This is a genomic window from Paenibacillus castaneae, assembly GCF_002884445.1.
GTDB lineage: Bacteria > Bacillota > Bacilli > Paenibacillales > Paenibacillaceae > Pristimantibacillus > Pristimantibacillus castaneae.
Genome location: NZ_KZ614144.1, coordinates 1,925,630 through 1,946,014, shown reverse-complemented (window position 1 = coordinate 1,946,014; position 20,385 = coordinate 1,925,630). Strand labels below are relative to the sequence as shown.

General features: G+C 48.2%; 11 protein-coding genes. 1 reads left to right on the top strand and 10 read right to left on the bottom strand.

Annotated features, from left to right (window positions below):
* Positions 1-67: 67 nt before the first annotated feature.
* Complete coding sequence (locus tag CEF13_RS08320; protein ID WP_102710253.1) at positions 68-1,441, bottom strand: ABC transporter substrate-binding protein; 1,374 nt, start codon at positions 1,439-1,441, stop codon at positions 68-70.
* 281 nt (positions 1,442-1,722) lie between these two features.
* Here CEF13_RS08320 and CEF13_RS08315 point away from each other — a divergent pair, with 281 nt between their 5' ends.
* Positions 1,723-2,484 (top strand): helix-turn-helix domain-containing protein, encoded by a 762-nt coding sequence (locus CEF13_RS08315; RefSeq protein WP_102710252.1) that lies wholly within the window; start codon positions 1,723-1,725, stop codon positions 2,482-2,484.
* 164 nt (positions 2,485-2,648) lie between these two features.
* Here CEF13_RS08315 and CEF13_RS08310 read toward each other — a convergent pair whose 3' ends face one another.
* The 9 genes from CEF13_RS08310 to CEF13_RS08260 all read right to left on the bottom strand — a co-directional run bounded on the left by CEF13_RS08310 (position 2,649) and on the right by CEF13_RS08260 (position 19,916).
* Entirely contained in the window at positions 2,649-3,533 is an 885-nt protein-coding gene (locus CEF13_RS08310) for an ABC transporter ATP-binding protein (RefSeq protein WP_102710251.1), read from the bottom strand.
* 3 nt (positions 3,534-3,536) lie between these two features.
* Complete coding sequence (locus tag CEF13_RS08305; protein ID WP_102710250.1) at positions 3,537-6,398, bottom strand: ABC transporter permease; 2,862 nt, start codon at positions 6,396-6,398, stop codon at positions 3,537-3,539.
* A gap of 48 nt (positions 6,399-6,446) precedes the next feature.
* Complete coding sequence (locus tag CEF13_RS08300) at positions 6,447-7,514, bottom strand: efflux RND transporter periplasmic adaptor subunit (protein ID WP_102710249.1); 1,068 nt, start codon at positions 7,512-7,514, stop codon at positions 6,447-6,449.
* Entirely contained in the window at positions 7,480-8,205 is a 726-nt protein-coding gene (locus CEF13_RS08295) for an ABC transporter ATP-binding protein (RefSeq protein ID WP_243864516.1), read from the bottom strand. Before CEF13_RS08295 ends, CEF13_RS08300 begins: the two co-directional genes overlap by 35 nt.
* Positions 8,206-8,491: 286 nt before the next feature.
* Positions 8,492-12,469: a family 43 glycosylhydrolase gene (locus CEF13_RS29150; protein ID WP_243864538.1), complete on the bottom strand. Its 3,978-nt coding sequence runs from the start codon at positions 12,467-12,469 to the stop codon at positions 8,492-8,494.
* Positions 12,470-12,707: 238 nt separating this feature from the next.
* Positions 12,708-14,339: a helix-turn-helix domain-containing protein gene (locus CEF13_RS08275; protein ID WP_102710248.1), complete on the bottom strand. Its 1,632-nt coding sequence runs from the start codon at positions 14,337-14,339 to the stop codon at positions 12,708-12,710.
* Positions 14,314-16,083 carry a sensor histidine kinase gene (locus CEF13_RS08270; protein ID WP_102710247.1) on the bottom strand — a complete coding sequence of 590 codons (1,770 nt, stop codon included), beginning with the start codon at positions 16,081-16,083 and terminating at the stop codon, positions 14,314-14,316. Before CEF13_RS08270 ends, CEF13_RS08275 begins: the two co-directional genes overlap by 26 nt.
* Positions 16,084-16,159: 76 nt before the next feature.
* On the bottom strand, positions 16,160-17,809 hold the full coding sequence (locus CEF13_RS08265) for an extracellular solute-binding protein (protein ID WP_102716278.1): 1,650 nt from the start codon (positions 17,807-17,809) through the stop codon (positions 16,160-16,162).
* Positions 17,810-18,170: 361 nt separating this feature from the next.
* On the bottom strand, positions 18,171-19,916 hold the full coding sequence (locus CEF13_RS08260) for an SGNH/GDSL hydrolase family protein (RefSeq protein WP_102710246.1): 1,746 nt from the start codon (positions 19,914-19,916) through the stop codon (positions 18,171-18,173).
* Positions 19,917-20,385: the final 469 nt, after the last annotated feature.

The following is a 20,385-nucleotide window of genomic DNA, read 5'->3' as shown; positions in this document are numbered from 1 at the left end:
ATTCAACAACAGTCCCCATATAGAAAATAATTCTAAATGGGGACTGTTGGTCACACGCTGTCACATGTTAAGAACCGTACACTTCGTTAATCGCCGCCTGGAACGTCGCTTTGTATTTCTCGACAACCGTGGACACCGAGATCCCGCTATTGATTTCACCGACAAAATCCCAGAACTTTAAATTCGGGAACGAATTGTGATCGAATACAATCATTCCAGCTCCCACTTCACGGGCATTGTTGATATCATCTTCGTTGCTAAACAAAGTTTCAAGGGAAGCTTGATCCGGATAATCGTATTCAGAATCAATATCATTGATTTTCTCCCAGATGTACAACAACTGCTCCGGATGCTGGATCGCTTTCGGAATCGTGAGCGCTTGGAACGCACCTTCACCTGAATGGTACTCAGTCGTGCTTGGTCCTTTCGGGAACGGAACGAAGCCGATGTCAACGTCCGGCATATCCGTTTTAAAGCCTCCCAGCTCATAAATAGCCCCGGCATACATTAGTGTGTTGCCTTGACGGAAGAATTGGCCTGGCTCTGTCCAATCTCCACCCTCAGAAGGTCTATAAACCTGTTCAGTAGCCAGTTTAGATAAGAAATTCAATGTTTCCTGTGTAGCAGGGTCATCGAGATTTTGTTTGTTTCCTTTGGTCAGGAAGGCATTATTCGAGTACAGAGCGTGCTCCACCACCTGCGAATTTGCTAGGCCCCACGTGTCCAGCTTGCCATCGTTATTTGTATCTTTATTAGCTTCTTTAGCTACTTGTACGAATGTATCCCAATTCCAATTATCTTCCTTTACATAATCTTGAAGCGACTTCATGCCAAGCTGATTCATAAGCGTACGGTTGTAGAAAACACCTTGGATAAGATTTCCTTGGCCTTCGCTAAATCCGTAGCCTCGTCCTTCATATTGCATATATTCGTTCGTAGCCTTTTGATTGAAAACCTTCGTGTTTTTCGTATACTCGTCAACTGGCCACAGCAAATCTTGCTTCACCAACGTTGGAATCGTATAGTTTTTACCTAAACGAACGATATCGCCAATAGGTTCGCCGGCTAACAGGGATGCAGTGACTTTCTGTTGATACTCGCCATAATCGATTGCGATGTACTCGATTTTGAAGTTGTGCTTCTTCATCAGTTCATCCAGATTTTTCTTGCGTTGAATATTGTCAGGGTTATCCTCGTTTATTTCCATATTCCACCACGAAACGACTTTGATCGTTCTACCGCCCATGTCGAAGTCCATCACAGGCGAACTTACATCTTCTTCTTTTTCTACTTCCGGTGTTGTCGTCTCCGTGCTCGCATCTTTGTTCGAACCGTTGCCCATACCATTGTTCTTGGTGTTGCTGTTGCCAGAGCCGCTGCTGCATGCGGAAAGCACGAGAACGAGTGTGCACAACATCATCATCATTTTGCGAATTTTCATTGCGAATCCCCCTTAGTTTAGTGAACTACAACAAAAAGTGTAGCGCTTTCATAAGGTTGGAAACAACCTGTCTAAAAGTGGATTTATCACCCGTTAAATTCTATATAGGTAATATGTTTTGATTAATAAAGATCCGTTTTTTAACAAAAGGTAAAAAACTGTTAGCAATGCAAAGAAAAGCACATTGTTTCATTTCCATCTATTTTACATAATTAAAGCGTAGTCTTTCTCCAGTAAGAGGATGTTCAAAGTACCGCAAACGCAATTAGGAGGTAACCATCGTGTATAAAGTGCTGCTTGTCGACTCTGACTCTATTTCGTCGATGGAGATGCTGCAAGGTATGTTGGAGTGGAACCAGATCGGATTCGAACTGGACGGTTATGCCAGCAAACCTGCAGAAGCTATCGCTTTGTTAAATAGAAACTGGTTTTCGATTATATTGATCGGCATGAACACCGCCCATAGTGACGCCTTGTTCCTATGCGACTATATTCGCCAGAAAAGCCGCGTACCTATCATCCTGATCGGCGGGAGCAATGACTTCCAGCTTGCCCGGAAGGCCCTTTATTATCAAGTGAGTGACTATTTGCCGAACCCCGTCTCGCCTGAAGAGTTAACATCAAGTCTGCAAGCTGTCAAGCAGGACCTTGATTGTGATACTGACAAAAATAAAGCGCTATTATGGACACCGACGGATAAGGATGCCTGTCCCCCTGTCAATATCATCGAGAAAGTAAAGGAATATGTAGATGATGCATTGAATCAAAACATCACATTGAAGCAGATTTCCATTAGCTTGCATTTTAATTGCTCTTACTTGGGCCAAAAATTCAAATATTACGAGAACATGACCTTCAATGAATATTTGCTTCAGCAGCGAATGGAAAAAGCGAAGCTGCTGCTCGAAAATACCGATCTGAAAATTTATGAAATTGCTAACGAGATCGGCTATACGGAGATAGATTGGTTCTACAAAAAGTTTAAATCGTATACCGGTGTAAGCGCTAACGAATACCGGAAAATGTTCTCCATTATTGCGTAACCGCTTTCACCACTCGTGAAATGCATCTATTATTACGCTGCAAATTGTGGGTTCCGAATTTAAAGTGAAGAGCCGAATGCTTAGGAACACAGCATTCGGCTCTTTGAGTTTTTGTTTTCTACGGATTTTTCAGGCCATTTGCCGTCAAGCATTTGTGAGTCAGTCTACTTGCTTTCTGATGGGTAAAGGACGATACGTCCCTCTTCCATCTCCACGCGTACTTTGTTATTGTCTTTAAAGCCGTCCGCGTCTAGGTAACCAGATGGAATCTGAAGCCGTCCCGCCTTGTCGAGCACCGCAAATTCCGTGTGGCTCTCGGCCTCTTGCAGGCTGCTCTCGGCATCCAGCATTGCCAGCTCCTCGGTGTACGATATTTTGCGGATCATTTCCGCGGAAGTTTTGCCATCCCGAATTTGGACAACACGGTCAACCTTCCGCGCAAGTAACGGGTCGTGCGTTACGATAACGATCGTTATACCGATGGATTGATTGAGTGACCGAAACAGATCCAGCACTTGATTGGACGTGTTCGTATCGAGCGAACCCGTCGGCTCGTCGGCGAGAAGCAGCTTCGGATCGTTCGACAGCGCAATCGCGATCGCTACCCGCTGTTGCTCCCCACCGGACAACTCACTAAGCCTGTTATTCATCCGGTGGCCGAGGCCTACTGCCTCCAGCAGCTCCAAAGCGCGCGCTCGCCGACGGTTGCCGTGCAGCAGCATGGGAAGCTCCACATTTGCTAGAGCAGTCAAATAGGGGATGAGGTTACGCGCGTTGTTCTGCCACACGAAGCCGACCGTTTCCCGTTTGTAAGCAACCAGTTCCTTTTCTTTGAATTTCAACAAATCCTTCCCATCAACGAACAATTTGCCGGCCGAAGGTTTATCTAGACCACCAAGCATGTTCAGAAGCGTCGACTTGCCGCTTCCAGAATTTCCTATGATCGCCATCAACTCGCCGTTCTCAACCTGCAAATCAAGGCCTTGCAAGGCAAAAACTTCGAGATCAGCCATTTTATATATTTTGACGAGTCCTTCGCATTCAATCATTTATTACTCCTCTCCCAGCTTCAGCGCTTGTGCAATTCGGATACGCGATAAGCGGTAACCAAGTATCAACAGGCCGACCGTCAGAGTAAACCCGATGATTCCATATAGCTGCAAGTAATCGCTTTGCTGATGGATAATCTCGAAAGGCGGCACCTGATTCTTCGTGGCAAACGACATTTCGAACAACGGCACGAACAGTTCACTGATTGAATTGCCGATAATAACACCGAGGATGACCGCAGCCCCGGAGGTGAATAGCTGTTCGCTGACGAGCATGCCGATAATCTGCGAGAACGAAATACCCATGGCTCGAAGCACGCCATATTGCAGCGTTCTCCCAGAGAGGGTCAGCACCCAGAAAAGAAGAAACCCGAAAAAGCTGATCAGCATCGATATGACGAAGCCAAGCGTCATAACGCCATTGATTGCAAGTCTGAACGGATCGTTCTTGGATTGAATTAGCTCCTGCGTTGCATCATGCAAGCTGGCGATTCTCAGCTTCTTCTCCGCCAATTGATCGTAAATGGTCTGGCTAGATACCCCGTCCTTCAGTTTCAGCCATACTTCATACGGTTCGACTGCCAACCTGTTCTGAATCGTCCCCAGATGGCCCACGATTAAATTAGGCTTTTCGGCTTTGTTGTTATCGCTACTCGACAGCGGATTCCAGCTTGGCCAGTAATCGATAATGCCGTAGACTATGAACTGTGCTTGGTCGAGACCGTCCCAAGAAATGCTTATTGTATCACCAGGCTTCGCTTTCGCCTTCTCTGCAATCGAACGAGATATGAGAACCGCCTTCGGATTCGGCGCCAATAGATTCAAGTAGCCGTTAATCGGATGATCAAGAAGTCCATCCTTCATCCAGGCTGTATGGCCAAAGTCCATCGTGTCAATGCCGAAGATAGTAGTTGTGCCGCTCGAGCCACTGACTGGCGTGACGAAGCGAGCGTTTATTTTCTTGAATACCTTCGCGGTAGCCTCGATGCCTTCCAGCTCTTCAAAAGGTTTGAACGGCGGTTCCGTATATTGGACCCGATTCGAGCTGGCGCTTGCCGTATCAGTCTTTACCTCCGGCGCGGATGACGTATTAGTACTGGGACGTGCGTCGCTCTCCCAGCGGGTTGTAACCGTCATATCAGCGCCAAGAGCATATTGAATCTTGCTCTCCATGTTGTCGTTGATCGTGCGGGCTGCGTTCGCACTGAAGAGCCCAGTCGCAACGGTCATGATCAAGAACAGCTTAATTGTCTGGTATTGCCCTGACGATCGGCTAATTTGCACCAGCGTATTGTATAGCGCAGGCGACCACCACTTGCGGCCCCCCAGGTAGACAAGGCGGATGAACCAAGGATATACCCGCAGCAGCAGCAGGCCGCCGCCGAGTGCGAACAGAGAGGGCATGAGGAACAGCATTGGATCGAGCTGCAGCGAATCCGAATCAAGCCCTAAACGCTGTAAATCCTCCTGCCGCTTGTTAAAGTTGTACAGCAGGTAGACTGATACTCCGACGAGCAGAATGTCAAGACCGGTCTTATGCCAGAACGTAGTCTTGTTCTGCCGGGCGTTATGCTGCTTGTGGCTCACGATGCTGGCTCTCGTCGCTATGAAAGCGGGAATCAAGATTAGGGCAATGGCAGCGGTTACCGCAGCAACCGACACCAAGTAGGCACTGCTTGACAGGCTCACCTCGAGTGCCGAACGTTCAACGAATTCGAGGAAGCCATTCGATGCGCCAAGAAACTTCGTGAACATTATGCCGAGGAAAGGCCCGACTGCTAGAGCGCTAATCCCTAAAAAGAGGCTTTCGAGCGTATAAGCCGCCATGATCTGCAAGCGGCTAGCCCCGCGGCTGCGAAGGACGGATATTTCCGTCTTCTGCCGATCAATGATAAGATTGGCGGCCATAAAGAGATAAAATGCAAGCATCAGCATGACCGGCGAGTAAAGCGACAACATCATGATATCGAGTTTCTCTTGCTTGCCTTGATAAGAGGCGACGGTCGAGATTGCCGGTATATTAACCTCGTCGACTCCAATTCGACCGCGGAAGTAGCGCCGTATGTCCTTGTCTGTCTGGACGAATGGGGCAATCGTGTCAACGGATAAATGTTCATAATCCAGAGCGAAGCGCCAATCCAAGCTGGACAGCTTCGTCTTGCCGCCAATCACAAACTCGCTCTCAAACTGCTCAAAAGGTATGATGAAACCGTCGCTATCCTCGCTTGTCAGGAACGGCAAATACGAGTCGGCTGCAGGATTCGTATCCATAATCCCGACCGGAATAATACGGAATTTTGTTTTATCCGGCGCTTCCGCGATGAGCTCTTCACCGAGGTCGCGTTTTGTTGCGATCAGAAATTTTTGAGTAACCAATGCTTCAATGATGCCGTCGGTACGGACAGCCGGCATATGGCCGTCGATCAGCCGTACGCGTTCCTCCATGCCGGAGAGCGATTTGATGCTGCCTGCCGCCTTCTGCGACTGCTTCTCCTGTTCCGAAGCATCTGCTCCGTACACCTTCATGCGCTGTGTGAAACGCTGCTGGTAGAACGATAAAGCACCGAGTCCCGCACGTTGCGGAATCGTTTGAACGAATCGGTCGGCCCGCTTGATAGCCTCGATTGTCTTCTCATCCATCGTTGTCGCGGATACGGTCGTGGCGATCCGGATATAACCTGGATACACACCTTCCTGAAACTGCACCGATTGAAGTTCCTTTTGCAACGTTCTCTGCAGGATGGCCTCCGAATATAGCGGCATGGAGCTAAACAAGGCCACGCATACTGTAAGGCCAATCCATAGATTCAATTGCAGCCATTTGTTGTTCGCCATCTTGCGGAGGATCATCGTCCATAAGGCCATAAGTACACCCCATCCTTGCGCCCGAAAAAACCGGGACTTCTTTGTTAGTTAGTTGTTCAGAATGACCTGTTGGCCTTCCTCTAGTCCCTTGACTACCTCCGCCTCAGTTGGCGTAATCAGCCCTACCTCTATGTCGACCTCCTTGCGGCGTTCGCCGTCTAATACTTGCACGTAATAGCGTCCCATATAGGAGCGGATCGCTGAGCGCGGCAAAATGATGGCATTTTCGCGCTTTTGGAGCTCAATCATAAGCTCAGCACTGTCTCCGATATTTATGCCATCCGGCTTGTTGTCCATGCTCATGTAGAGGGTCACCGCATTGCGTTCCATCTTACTGTTATTCGCGGTGACAGGCACGTTGGAAGGGGCTTGAAGCACCTTGCCCGTATACGCCGTTCCTTTATATTTCAGGTTAACGGGCATGCCTGCTTCTACTGGATGAACCTCCTTCATGTCCGCGGCCACATACGACAGCTGCATGCGGGATGTATCCGCAATGGTCACAATTGATTGATAAGCATTGACAAAATCCCCCGCATTCATCGTCTCGACAAAGGTTACGGTTCCAGAGATTGACGCGTACAATCTGGATTTCTGAAGACGTGTCTCCATTGACTGCAGCGACATCTTCTCACGCTCCAAATCGATCTCGCGAAGGCGCAGGTCAATCTGACTTGCTTCGGCATCGTACGCTTGCTTGAACAGCAGTTGCGCTCGTTCCAAGTTAAGCCGCTGCAGGCCGACCTGGAGATCGAGATCACCCGTTTCCTGTTCCACGAGCAGGTCGCCTGCTTTCACTTCTTGGCCGACGGTCACGTTGATAGATTTGAGGCGACCTCCAGAATCTTTGAACGACAGATTCTCTGCACTCGAAGATACGAAATGGGCCGTTCCTTTGAGATAGGTTTGAATCATTCCCCGACTTGCCTTCACAATATCCAGTTTTTCCTGTGCCGGCTGCACGAGTGGCGGTTGAAGCGCTTCCTGCTCAACGGGGAGCAGCCCACATCCGGAGAACAGCAGCGTGGCCGCAAGCGCGACGGCCACACAACACGCGTTCGGCAACAGTCTCCTACGTTTATTAATCGTTAGTCGTTTGCGATACAATTTTTCCATCCTCCAATGCGATGACATGATCGACAAGCTCCATAATTCCAGGATCATGCGTCGTCAGAACGACTGTCATGCCGGAATATTTCACAAGCTCGCGGAATACGCGCATAACCTGAATCCCCATCTTGCTATCCAACTCCGCCGTAGGCTCGTCCGCGATGAGCAGCACAGGCTCATGCGCAATAGCGCGGGCAATCGCCACGCGCTGCTGCTCGCCGCCTGACAGCTCTGCCGGTCGATGCTTCATTCTCTCTCGCATGCCGACTCTCTCCAGAGCCTGTTCCGCTGCAGCGCGATTGCCCTTGACCGGGGTACCTGCTACACGGAGGCCAAATTCTACATTCTCGTAAGCGTTCATTAACGGAATCAGCCCGAAAGATTGGAATACCAAGCCGATCTCCTTACGCCTAAAGACGCTTCGGTCCTTCCCGGACATACGTGTAACCTCCCTTCCCCGGAAGAACACTTGCCCTTCCGTCGGCTCGTCGAGTGCGCTAAGCATGTTCAGCAAGGTCGTCTTGCCCGACCCGGATCTGCCTTTGAGCGCAACCATCGATCCCATCGGTATTTCCAAATGAACATCTGACAAGGCGGTGACAGCGGCATTGCCTTTACCGAAAACCCGTTTGAGGCCGATAGCCCTCAATATGGTCTCATTGCTTGCTTCCATCGGTAACTCTACCTTCGTCGACATCGCTAACCTCCTTGTTCATCACATAGTTGCTGCAAATCTAGGCCTGCAGCAGTTATGTGAAACTAAAAGTCGATTGTATTATTCATAATTTTAACGCTTTCATTTCAATAACAGTACCCGTTCGTTTCTTGTTCGTTTACCCTAGAAACGATAGGTTATTGATAATAACTGCCAAATAATGCAGTGTTTCTCTAAAGATAAATAACAGCGCCAGACGGTTGCCCCGGCTGGCGCTGCCTAAGAAAGATTCACTTCATAGCAACTGCTTTACAAGTAGTGAGGCAAGCTATTTACTAAACTGCCAATGGCCGAACGTCATCAGCTTCCGGCCAGCCTTGCCTTTGAACACAAAATACAAGTCATGAATACCTTCGACCCCCTCGACAGATGTTGTCAATTCTATCCACCTGTCTGAATCGTCCGCCTTCGGCATGACGAGCGTTCCGATCAGCTTGCCGTCTGGACGATCTAGGCGAAGCTCCATGATACTGCCCTCGTCTGCACCCGATACCGCTGCGGCAAAAGAAGAAGCACCTTCACCGAAGTCAACCCCAGCTACAGCCGTCCAATCTCCGTTGTCGATGTCTGCAATCACCATTCCAACATCAGGCGTACGCAAGCTGGCCTCGGTAGCTGACTGAACCGTGATTCCCGCGCTCCACGCGAACGTATTCGCTTCTACGCGAGCGAATGGATTGACGTTTTTGATCTGCTTGACTCCTTGCAGATCGGCCGCTATTTCCTGAATGGAGCCATCTCCGTTAAAGTTTACGTGGTTCAAATGCGTCGAACGGTAGCCCCTCGGAACGCCCATTTCTTTGGAAAGCGTCTGTGCGTGGTAAGCCATATACCAATTTTCTTGGAATTGGAACATCGCATGATGGTTATTGCCTCCTACCCCGAAGAAATGTCCTGGATTTTTCAGAATCGTTCCCCGGTATGTCCATGGCCCCATTGGATTGTCGCTGGTCATGTAGGCGATTTCTCCTGCAGGCGGACTGCCTTCCGGACGCGTCCCGCCATAGAAATTAGAGCAATACGTAAAGTAATAAGTGCCTCCGACCTTGTTTATGCCGGCGTCCTCGAACATAAACGGCGCTGGAATAACGACCGCCTTATCAATGACGCTGATCATATCGTCTCCCAATTGCATAACGCGCGCCGTATCAGGCTTCTCGTCCTTGCCTTCCGGGATGCCGCCTCCAAAGTAAATATATGCCTTGCCGTCATTGTCAACGAGAACGGCAGGATCGAATAGCCACGTTACGCTCTCCACTCCTGGCGTCGATCTCGAAATAAGCGGCTTGCCGATTGGATCTGTCCACGGCCCAATTGGGCTATCGCTCGTCAACACACCGATGCCGCTGGCGTTATTAGCAAAATAAAGGAAGAACTTGTCTTGGCCGTTAATGACTTTGTGAGCCGCCGCGGGTGCCCATGATTGCGTTGCCCATTTGGCTTCTCCTTCCGGACCAGAGACGTTAATCACGCCATGGTCTGTCCAGTTCATCAGGTCAGCTGATGAAATAACTGATAGCTTGTTGATGGAGCTGTAGGTGTTATCCTTCACGTTTCCGTCTTTGTCATATTCTAACACGTCATTCGTGTTGTACAGGTAAACACGGTCGCCAAACACAAGCGCGTAAGGATCGGCACCGAACTTATGGGACACGACCGGATTGCCGTTCGGCGGCAGCTTGCCGATTGCACTGGCCGGTGGTTCAAAGCTCAATTGAGCGGAAGCTCCGCTTACGTCATACGAATTTGTTTGGTTGTCTGCTTGGATAATTTCCAAACTGCTTACTTTCAGTTCTTCTTTCATTCTCTCCGTCAGCTCCCTTTTTAACTTTAGTTTGATGGTCACCAGTTCTTTACTTGTATCCCGATTGGCGAACGAAATGGCCGTTCCGTCGGCATTGCCGATCTGAAGCTCCAAGTCGTTCGCCGCTGGCTGAAAGGCGACTCGCGTTGCCGATACGTTGCTGGGACTCGGAATAATGGCTTCAACCTCGAACGCATCAGGAACGCGCAGCTTTGCGTGAATTTGCTTCACTTCAGCACCTTTCGGGAAGTCGTCCATGAGTAACCTGACATTGTATGTATTGCCCTTCTCCTTGCTCAGCTTGATTGCGTCTTCCTTCAGGTAAGCGGACAATACAGCAGGCGTTGTGACGCCCGTTTCGTCGTCACTGAATCGGAAGTAATCGAAATCCACATAGCCTCCGTCTTGTATCGTGGCGTAGTTGAACAACGCGAAGCGATAGCCCATAAAATGCGGGATCGTATACCGCATTTGCAGTTCGCTTCCGAACGCGGTCCAGTCCGTTCCGTTCAGGCTATAGAAAAACTTGGCCTTGTCTGCCTCAAAGTCAAAATCAACCTTCAAGTGAACCTGCTCTTGCTTTAGCTCGGCTCTTGCTTTCTCCCCTCCTTTCTCAGCCATAACGAGGTAGCGCTTGCCGCCCTCTCTCGTTACGCCAATAAACCCGTATTGCTCCTGGAATGCAGCCAATCCGGCGAAGTCGCCGTCAAGCATGCTGCCGGTATCCACCATGATCCATCCGGAGCTTCGAGGCCCTTGGCTTCTTTGCGTCAGCGTATTTCTCGCCTGCTGCAGGTCACCAACGACTCCATCGGTTGTCAGGCGAAGGAAGCCTTTCCGCTCCGTCAAAGACCACTTCGTATGATTTGGGTTATGGTTCCATTGCCATTGTAGTCCGAGAACCGAGCCGTTCGGCATCGCTTCGCCTTTCTCAGCATCTGTCAATGGACTGGCCTTAATTGATACTTGATCGAGGAAGAAATCCATGCGATCGTTGACGGGATCGGGGTTATCCGTCCAGGGTGTTTCGAAGAACAGCTGAATATTATTGAGATTGCCGTCTAACGTGAAAACACCGGATATTTCAGTCCACTCGCTCCGCTTCGCAATCCCTTTGACGAGATTGACGTAATTCGTTTCTCCAGCTGCCGTTATCTTCGCAGTCAGTACAAATTCTTTCGTCTCAGGCCCTTGTGTATAGTTGACTAGGAACTTCGCCTTATAACGTTCGCCTGGTACGAGCCTGCCGGCCATATTTTGCCCGATCCCAGCATACGTAGCGGGACGGTTCGCGATAAACGCGACCTGATTGGCCGCATCGGAAGGATCTCCGACCACGGATATTTGCGCGCCATCCTTCGCTGTCCAATTCATCAGCATGACGTTGAAATCGCCATTCCTGACAAGTTCCTCATCCGAATGGGGATGGAACGGAGAGGCCGATTCAACAGATACTGCAGCGACTTCCGCAGTGCGTTCCTGATAGAACTCGTCACTTCTGGTTAGGGATGACTTTGCCGTGCCAGTGCCTGGCTTCACGATTTGGAGCGGCACTTTGCCTTCGGGGTCGCCATATACCGGCCAACCGTCCTGCCATTGCACGGGCAACAATACCGGAGTTCGTCCTACCGCATCATGATCTTGGAAGAGCATGGCGTACCACTTTCCATCCAGCGTGTCCACCAAACCGCCTTGTGCAACTCCGTTTTGCTTGTAGCCCATCGTGTCGCTTAATGCTAGCCTTCCTTCGTACGGACCGTCGATCCGATCGGAACGGTAGACGAATTGCTTACGTATTTGCCCCTTTTCCCACCAAATCGTGGTGATATAATACTTTCCGTTTATTTTATATGCATGTGCCCCTTCCATCCCCTCTTTGCCGGAGGTTAGGATAACCTTATTCAGACCACTTGGATTGATCGCCTTATAGTCGGAAGTCAATTCCTTAATTGTGAGGTTCTCGATGCCGAAAATGATGTATGCTTTGCCGTCATCGTCGAACAGAAGCGCTGGATCGTGCATATAACCTTCAAATTCCGTCCGTGTCCACTTCCCTTTTGGGTCCTCTGCACAGAAGAGATAGGTTTTTCCGGTATCAAGTGATGCCGTTAGCACATAAAACTTGCCGTCATGATAACGGAGACTGTTCGCCCAAGAACCTTTTCCATAGGCATTCAATCCGCCCTTAAGCTTGTACGCGTCGTTCTCCTCTAGGCGGTCATATGGGTAGCCGATAATATCCCAGTTTACGAGGTCGGTCGATGACATGATCGGCGATCCGGGCATCATATGCATGCTTGTCGTCACCATGTAATACGTATTGCCTACGCGGACGATGTCCGGGTCGGGAGCATCGGCGTATATAATTGGGTTCGTAGCGAGTTCCACCGGCTCTTCCTTCGATTCGGTCCGTTCAATCTGCGATTGGAAGAGGAGGAACATGGCGGTGGCTGTCCCTACAAGAGCGACGGTGAGCCAAAGACGTTTCTTCTTATACGTTTGCAAGACTTTCACCTCTTTCCCTACTACTGTTCATAGTAAAGTCAACCGGATTAGCGAACAACCTGTCTATTTCTTCGTTATTACCTGTCGCATTATAGGTTGTTGATTTGAAAATTCAAGTTAAAAAGGCAAATAGGCTGCCGAATATAGGGCAGCCTTGCGCAAATTCTACTAAAAATTAAGTTGCAGCGAGAGTTTCACGATACTCCTGAGGCGTCATTCCTGTCACCTTCTTGAAGAAGCGTGTGAACGAATGGGCCGCCTCATAGCCGACTGATACAGCAACCTCGCGGACCTTCAGATCTCCGTCCCGAAGCAGCTGTTTCGCTTTTCTTGCCCTGCATGTATCGATATGCTCAGACAAGTTAATACCGCGTTCCTGTTTGAAGAAACGCGACAAATAAGACGGGTTGAAATAGTGGATTTCCGCCAACCGAACCAAAGATATGTCTTCACTTAAATGTTCATCAATGTACTCGCATATCCGGTCGATCACTTGTGAGGTTCTGTCCCGTTCCTCGCTATGCTTGTAAAGGAAGATCGCTTCTGCGGTTTGCTTCAAATAGCAGAACCCATCCTTCATCGATGAATGACCATCCAGTCGCATCAGCTTGTCATGATCATCAATACGACAATGCAAACCTAAACGGTTCAGACAAGCATACAGCATAAGGGCAACCGAATAATACGCTTCGATTGATTTTTGTACATGCTCGTTATGCTGAAGCGCAGAACTCGACAATTGCTCCAATTCGGCGAAAAACTCCTCTGAGCGGCCCGCTTCCAAATGAGCTGCCAGAATTTCAATTTTGCGGCCTGACAGGAATCCCTCTTTGCTTGCCAAATCGTCGATGGTTTCGTCGCGATCCCGCAAGATCATGGAAATGCCGTCACCAATCTTCAGTTGCTGCAATCGTCGCAGTCTCTCGTATTGTTGGGTAGTGGCGATCCATTCGCAGCATGTGCCGCTTATCGTCAGTGAGATATCCAGGCAAAGAGTAGCTTGGCAAACTTCCTGGACAAGTTCAAGTACGCCTTCCATGTACTGGATAAAATCTCCACCTTGCATCTCGTTTCCCTTCGATAACGGCTGAAGAAACCATAATAGGTCGCCGTGCCTGTCAACAATGCCGATGTTGCCCGCATGATCCTTTAAATAGGAATCCCACACCATTCTGGCCGAAGCAAGAAGCTGGCTTCTCTCCGTATATGTTATTCCTTCGGGATACGACAAGCGAGCAAGAACGAGCATGACACTTTTCGTTGGATCCAAACGAATGTTTAGTCTGCTGAATTCTTGTACGATCACGTCTTGCTCCGCGCACAACACGTCACTCTCTTGAAGCAAATGCCTCATGTAATCCCCTTGCGCCATGAATTCATAAGCATACATTTGCTCACGTGATCGCTCCAACAGCTTGCTCTCCATGTTGCAGCGATGAATATCGGATAAAGCTCCCTTCACCGCTTCGGTTACCTTCGCATAACCTTCCGTTTTCAACAGATAACGGACATCCGGCATTTGGAAGGCGCGATAAGCAAAGTCAAATTCACTATGACCAGTCAGGAAAATCACCTTACATCGTGGCCAAAACATCAGAATTTCCTCCGACAGTTCCAAGCCGTTCATCCCAGGCATAGCAATGTCAGTCATGACGATATCGATCCTCGAACGCGACATCCAGCCCAGAGCTTCCTTCGCCGAATAAGCCTTACATACGTCCAACTGATCAGGCATAAGGTTGCTTAACACTTCGTAGAGTCCGTCCGTTATAATTTCCTCGTCATCGACGATTAGCAGTCGGTACATCTCCTTCCGCCTCCTTAAAATGAATTCGAATCGCTACCTGCAAGCCACCTATCTCACTTCTTGACAGAAACAAGCCGCTTCCTTCGCCGTAGGTCAGCATAATCCTGCGATGGATATTAATCATGCCAGTCATTTCATGCGCCTCGTTATTGTTCGCCAATCGATCGTTCAGTGACTCAATCGAGCTCGCATCCATCCTGTTGCCATTATCCTCGACAACAATCAGCGACTCCGAAGCACTGTGTTCAAACGATACGCGGAGAAAGCCTTCCTCCTGCATCTTCTCCAGGCTATGCTCGTAAGCGTTCTCGATGATAGGCTGAATGATGAGTCTCGGCACACGAATTCTTTCCATTTCCTTAGGCAAATCGTCAAACTGGACACTAATGCGCCTAGAAAATCGTAGTTTCTGGATTTCGGTATACATCCGTGCGTGCTTAATTTCTTCGGAAAGCCATACATTCTCTTCACCGTTGCGTGTAATAAAACGGAAATATTCGCCCAACATGTTGGTGAACAGCTCGATTCGGTCTGTATCACCCGTCTTGGCGAGTGAATTAAGGATGAAGAAGCTATTATATAAAAAATGAGGATTGATTTGGGATTGGAGCTGCTTCAACTCCGCTTTCTGCATCATCAGCTTCTGCTTGAAATCCTGATCAATAAGCGTTTGCAATTTATTCAGCATCTTGTTGAACCGATCGTACAAGTAGCCAAATTCATCTTTGCTGCCGTGTTCAATCTGAATATCCAGAGCACCACCTTCCATTCTCCGAAAGTTCTGAACGAGAAGCAGCAACGGTCTATGAACAAGCCTGTAGGTTGAGAAGAAATAGACGACGATCGCAAGAATCGACGTGATCGTGAACAACCAAGCCCATAGATTGAACTTGTTGAGCGGCCTTTTGACCGTTTCTTCAGGCAAATACGTTACGATCGTAAGCCCCAATTGAGCCGATTCGGCTTTGTCGACATGATACGTTCTCCCGTCCGCTTTTAGCAGCAAAGATCGTTCGTCAGACCGGTTCGAAGCTTTCAAATAATCATTCATAATATCAGACGATTGATCATTGCTAAGCAACGTAAACCCTGCCCCTTCCGCGATCAGGAAAGAGCCGCTCTCAGGATATACGCTTAGCTGGTTCAACGATTCCTTAAGCTTCACTGTATCGAGTTCTATCTGCACAATAAAGAGAGGCTCTTCTCCCTTCTTCCCGCCAAACTTGGAGGCGCTGAGATGAAGTGAACCATTTTGCTCGATGAGGCGGCTAGCGGTGCTGCGATCTAAAGCTGAACGAATCTGGTCATACCTATCTTGTTCGAAATCATGTACACCGTTGCCGAACGAGAGCGTTTTTCCAATCGAACGAATGTGAACGTAGATATCCTTCATATATGCACTGCTATTCTTAATCGAAGTAAGCCGATGTAACAAGTAGTCCATGCTTTCCTTCTTCTCGACACTGTCCATCATATTCCACGTAACCGCGATCTTATTGAGCTCTCCTTCCTGGAGCATATCGAACTGCTGAACTTCCAGCCACTCGACCTCGCGGTTCATATCTTCCAGGTAAGACGACAATTGCGCCAGAGTGTTTCTTGAGATGTCGCTGCTTGCATTGTTATAGCTCCAATTATACAAATAAACGCAGAGCAATATGATAGGAAAGATTACGATGAGGTACATAAGCACAAGCCTCAAGAACAGGGAGTGGCGCAATGAATTTACGGGTATCTTGAGCATACTTACACTACTCCTCGCATGCTGATTAATATATGGACAACATAACAGCGCTGGTACGGGATTTTCACATAAGCGTTCATTCGTGACTCTGGCCTTTCTCCGAATACCACTGATTGACTTCGTCCGTCATCTCCGCCCCGCCTAATCGATGCCATTCTTCGACGTAACGATCGAAGTCTTCTACCGGACGGCCGAGAATAATGTTCATGAACGTTTTGTTTTTCAGAGAGTCCAGGATAGATTTTTTCTCAATGATCGCTTCCGTCGGAACGCCTACGAAGCTCTCGTACAATAACTGGTTTTTCTTCTCGTACTGTTCTAGAATCGCGAACGCACCCGAAGGCCCGTAGGTTCGCTCCCATCCCCATCCGGTGATGTCATTTTTCGTTAAATAAGCATTGATGTTTTTTTGGATCGCTTTGGCTTCGTCATGCAGCACGGAAGCATCTCCTGTTCTTCGTGCTTCTTCGAGCTGGCGAAATGCCTCGTAATTTTTCAACAAAGGAGCCGGGGTGACAGGCGAAAGCTGCCAGACCGGGAACGGCGTGCTGTAATACGTCTCGTATTGGGCCGTGACGCCCCAGTTTTTCTCGAGGTGCAAATTGATCAACTTCACGATGGCTTCAGGATGCTCGTACCCCTTCCTTACGGCAAGGAATTGAGAGGTAGCGAATCTTAGCGGCACCTTTGGCAATGTTTCCGTGTTTGACACGATTGGGAAAGCTCGCCAATCCGCATGGGAATCGTTCTCGTAATTCGATTGCACTATGAAAGAACCCCATTGCTCGCCATACATGATGCCAATCTTTCCCTCTGCAATTAAAGCCTTTTCTTTGCGGCCGTCCTTGAATGCAAATTCATTATCGATTTGACCGTCGCGGTACATTCCTTGAAGCACGCTCAGCGCCTTCTTCACTTCCGGCTGAACAGATCCATGCACGAGCTTACCCGATTGGTCTTTAATCCACATATTCGGATATGCGCCAAATCCGGCCATGAAATCCGTCAAACCCATTACGGGGTCCCACAAATATTGAGTAAGCGCCAGACCGAACGTATCATCCTTTCCGTTCCCGTCAGGATCGTTTTTTGTAAACGCTTTCGAAATAGAAAGCAAATCGTCCATCGTCCTCGGTGGCTTCAAGCCTAGCCGATCCAGCCAGTCGGTTCGAATCCATATAAACTGCGCTCCTTCGATCGAAGCAGCCGTTTCCGGTATGGCCATTAGCTTTCCGTCGATCGTTGCCGCTTCGAACGGTCCCGACCCTTCCTGGCTAAGCACTTCTTTCGTGAATGACGCCGCGTATTGCTCATAAGCGTCGGTCAGGTCTTGAATCAAGCCTTCGTTGGCTAGCTGCCGCAGCTGCTGCGCGCTCACTCTAACGATGTCGGGAATATTTCCTGAAGCCAGCGCAGAGCCCAGCTTCTGCTGATAAAGGTCGCGGTTGGCGGTCCAATCGTACTTGATTCGGATCCCCAACACGTCTTCATATAATCGGCTCCAGCGATTATTTTCCAACGTATCACCCGGATAGGTTTTAATCAGATCAAACAAGTCGTCGCTCGTTTCCCGTACCAACGATACCTCGATCGGAGGATTGTATTTGCTTAAACCTGGATCTGAATAAAGCTCCGCTTTTCCCTCGCTCGAATTTGGCTTTACATCCGTGGGTATCCGATCTTCACATGCTGTCAACGTCTGAACAAGCATGAATACGGTAAGCATAAGCTTAACCTTGTTCCATAACTGCTTCCGCACTCCGACAACCCCATTTCACAGTAAAAGAAATACTAGTATATCATACAATTTTCCTTGATCATTCATAAGATATGCAAGATGCATTTCTTGACATCGTTGTCCGATATTTACTTATGTTGTACATGCAGCAGCAACGAACCTACGATGCTAATCCTCGCCGGCTCTCTACTAGTTGCTTATTCTTTGAGGCTTATAGAATCCGTTCCTTCTACGCAGACTCGTCCCAAGGTATCGAAATGATCATGGTTATTTTACAATATTGCCCTAAGCCGAAGAAGGCTGCACCCATAACACACAAAAAAACGCCTAGTTCGGCGTGTTTTGTGTGTTATTGGACGTAACCAAAACCCAGAATGGTAAAGCGTTTTTCTTCGTGGCCAGCCGCCATCTTGATTTCCACGATATGCTCATTAGAGATATGGTCATTTATCAAAATTACGGCATTGCAATGCGTCCAGTTGATTACATGCGGGTCTGCGACCATTAAGTACTGCCCGTCTACGCAAATTTCCGCATTTCCGAAATCGCCGCTTCCTGAGTCCTTGTATACCAATATGAGACGCTTGCACTGGATCGTCATCTTGAAGCTATCACTTCCAGTTTCGGCCGCATGCATCCAGTTATTAGTGAATTGAGGCTTTCCAAAAGGTTCATCATCCATTTCCGCCATTTGCAGATCCGCATCGATATCACCAAAGCTGCCGGGATCTATTCTAGCTATGTCTACATCCCTACTGCGATCCAGCAAATATGTATCGACGAAATCGTTCCCGATGACGGGAGGCTTATCGATCCAAATATCATCCCTGTCTGAGGCGGACTGGTTAGTTTGAGCAAATAAATACCCGATACAATCGGCCATCACCTTATGTCCCGCATTTGTCGGATGATAGATATCATAAAAGTACTGTCTTCTGGAGATAACGTTACCTTCGGCCTTGGTTAAACTGAACTGTTCTACTACAGCATCTTTTACGCTGACCATAGGAAGATCGTAATGCCATCCTACCGGAGAAAGCCGATCTTGAAGGTTCCAGTCGTTTACGAATACACTAAACATTAGAATGACTGCTGGTTCGTTGCCGCCGGCGAGAGCTTTCAATACAAGGCTCTCAAAACAGATTCCTTTCGTTTCGTCGCCTGCGTCATTGACGGCAAACTCCACGATCACGATATCGGGTTCTATGGATTTATCTCTCAGGACATCCCGTTCATAACGGATAATTCCGAGCTCCGAGGGCGTCCCCCCCACTCCTGCTTTAATCAGATGAATATGGTCACCGCCACCTTGGCCGAACATTTCCTTGAAGATGGTATACGACCTATAAGCATAACTTTCCGTGTGAATCGGTTTGGCTCCTGCTCCTTGAGTAATAGAGCCGCCAATATAGGCGATCGTGACTTCCTCGCCTCTTTTCGCTTTCTCGATGGCCGCTTTCAATCTCTTGTTGTTGCCTTTGTTTAAGAGTGATTTGGCAATCATCTCTAAGTAAGCCTTAGACCTGAAATCAACCGGTGGCTCAACCGTGATTTCGGGAACTTGAAACCCTTCATGCAGGTAAAAAATAATGCTTGCCGTCGCCAGTGCGCCCGCATAATCGAATTCAACTGCAAATTTTCCTGGTACATCATCATCCTGAGACCAGTCGCAGTCAGCCAGAGTCAATATCGTTTCAGAGCCGTCAGCCGTACAGGGAATTCTCACTCGAGTACCCGTTTCATATTTGCTCGTTTTTCCCCAATTCTCCATCGAAAAGAAGACATTCAAATCCTCTTTTTCATGCGACTTCACAGATATTCCGATACTATGAACCAACCGGCGAAATCCACTGCAGCTCTTCAGAAGTTCCAGGATATTCTCATCCTTGATACCGCCCGTAAATTTGGCTTTTTCGATTAATTGTTCTCCTTCCAAATAAATCTCTTGGGAGAACTTTTCGTTGGGATTGGCCGTCGCTTCAATAATCGATTCAAACATTATAAAAAATCCGCTGCGGTTCTCAAGCGGATCCTTCGGCGCCATAGGACCTTGGGTGCCAAATTCGTTCATAATTGCGGATTGATTTTCGTTCATTTGGAAATCAGCCTCTTTCGCTGCATTTTAGTTAATTTAGATAAATGTCCATCGCTGGTTCATGCTTGTTAATAGGGAATTGTAATTTATATGATATGTATTCCTTTCACGGAAATTCTGATCGTCAGCCACTGTAATCAAACATTAGCAGTCAATCAACAAAACAACAACCTGTTGAATTATAGTTCATTATCCGGTCCAGTAAGTATAATAGGATTATGATGAAACGCTAATTAACAGAAAAACACGAGTTGTTTGGCTCGGTAAAAAGTTAACGGATAATCTCTACAAATGGAATCATATATAAACGAACAAGACCGAGACCCTTCCAATATCTTGTTCATAGATAGTCTCCTTGGACAAGCAGATTCGCCCATGGTTGTATCATGGATAATACTCTCATTATTTTGAGTGAAGATACTTCTAAATAGGTACCTAATAAAACACCAAATAGAAATCTTAGCTTTTT

Coding starts and splice junctions, on each gene's coding strand:
- CEF13_RS08310 (WP_102710251.1), bottom strand. CDS start 3,533: ATGATTGAATGCGAAGGACTCGTCAAAATATATAAAATGGCTGATCTC.
- CEF13_RS08265 (WP_102716278.1), bottom strand. CDS start 17,809: ATGCTTACCGTATTCATGCTTGTTCAGACGTTGACAGCATGTGAAGAT.
- CEF13_RS08295 (WP_243864516.1), bottom strand. CDS start 8,205: ATGTCGACGAAGGTAGAGTTACCGATGGAAGCAAGCAATGAGACCATA.
- CEF13_RS08260 (WP_102710246.1), bottom strand. CDS start 19,916: ATGAACGAAAATCAATCCGCAATTATGAACGAATTTGGCACCCAAGGT.
- CEF13_RS08275 (WP_102710248.1), bottom strand. CDS start 14,339: ATGTACCGACTGCTAATCGTCGATGACGAGGAAATTATAACGGACGGA.
- CEF13_RS08320 (WP_102710253.1), bottom strand. CDS start 1,441: ATGAAAATTCGCAAAATGATGATGATGTTGTGCACACTCGTTCTCGTG.
- CEF13_RS08300 (WP_102710249.1), bottom strand. CDS start 7,514: ATGGAAAAATTGTATCGCAAACGACTAACGATTAATAAACGTAGGAGA.
- CEF13_RS29150 (WP_243864538.1), bottom strand. CDS start 12,469: ATGTTCCTCCTCTTCCAATCGCAGATTGAACGGACCGAATCGAAGGAA.
- CEF13_RS08270 (WP_102710247.1), bottom strand. CDS start 16,083: ATGCTCAAGATACCCGTAAATTCATTGCGCCACTCCCTGTTCTTGAGG.
- CEF13_RS08305 (WP_102710250.1), bottom strand. CDS start 6,398: ATGGCCTTATGGACGATGATCCTCCGCAAGATGGCGAACAACAAATGG.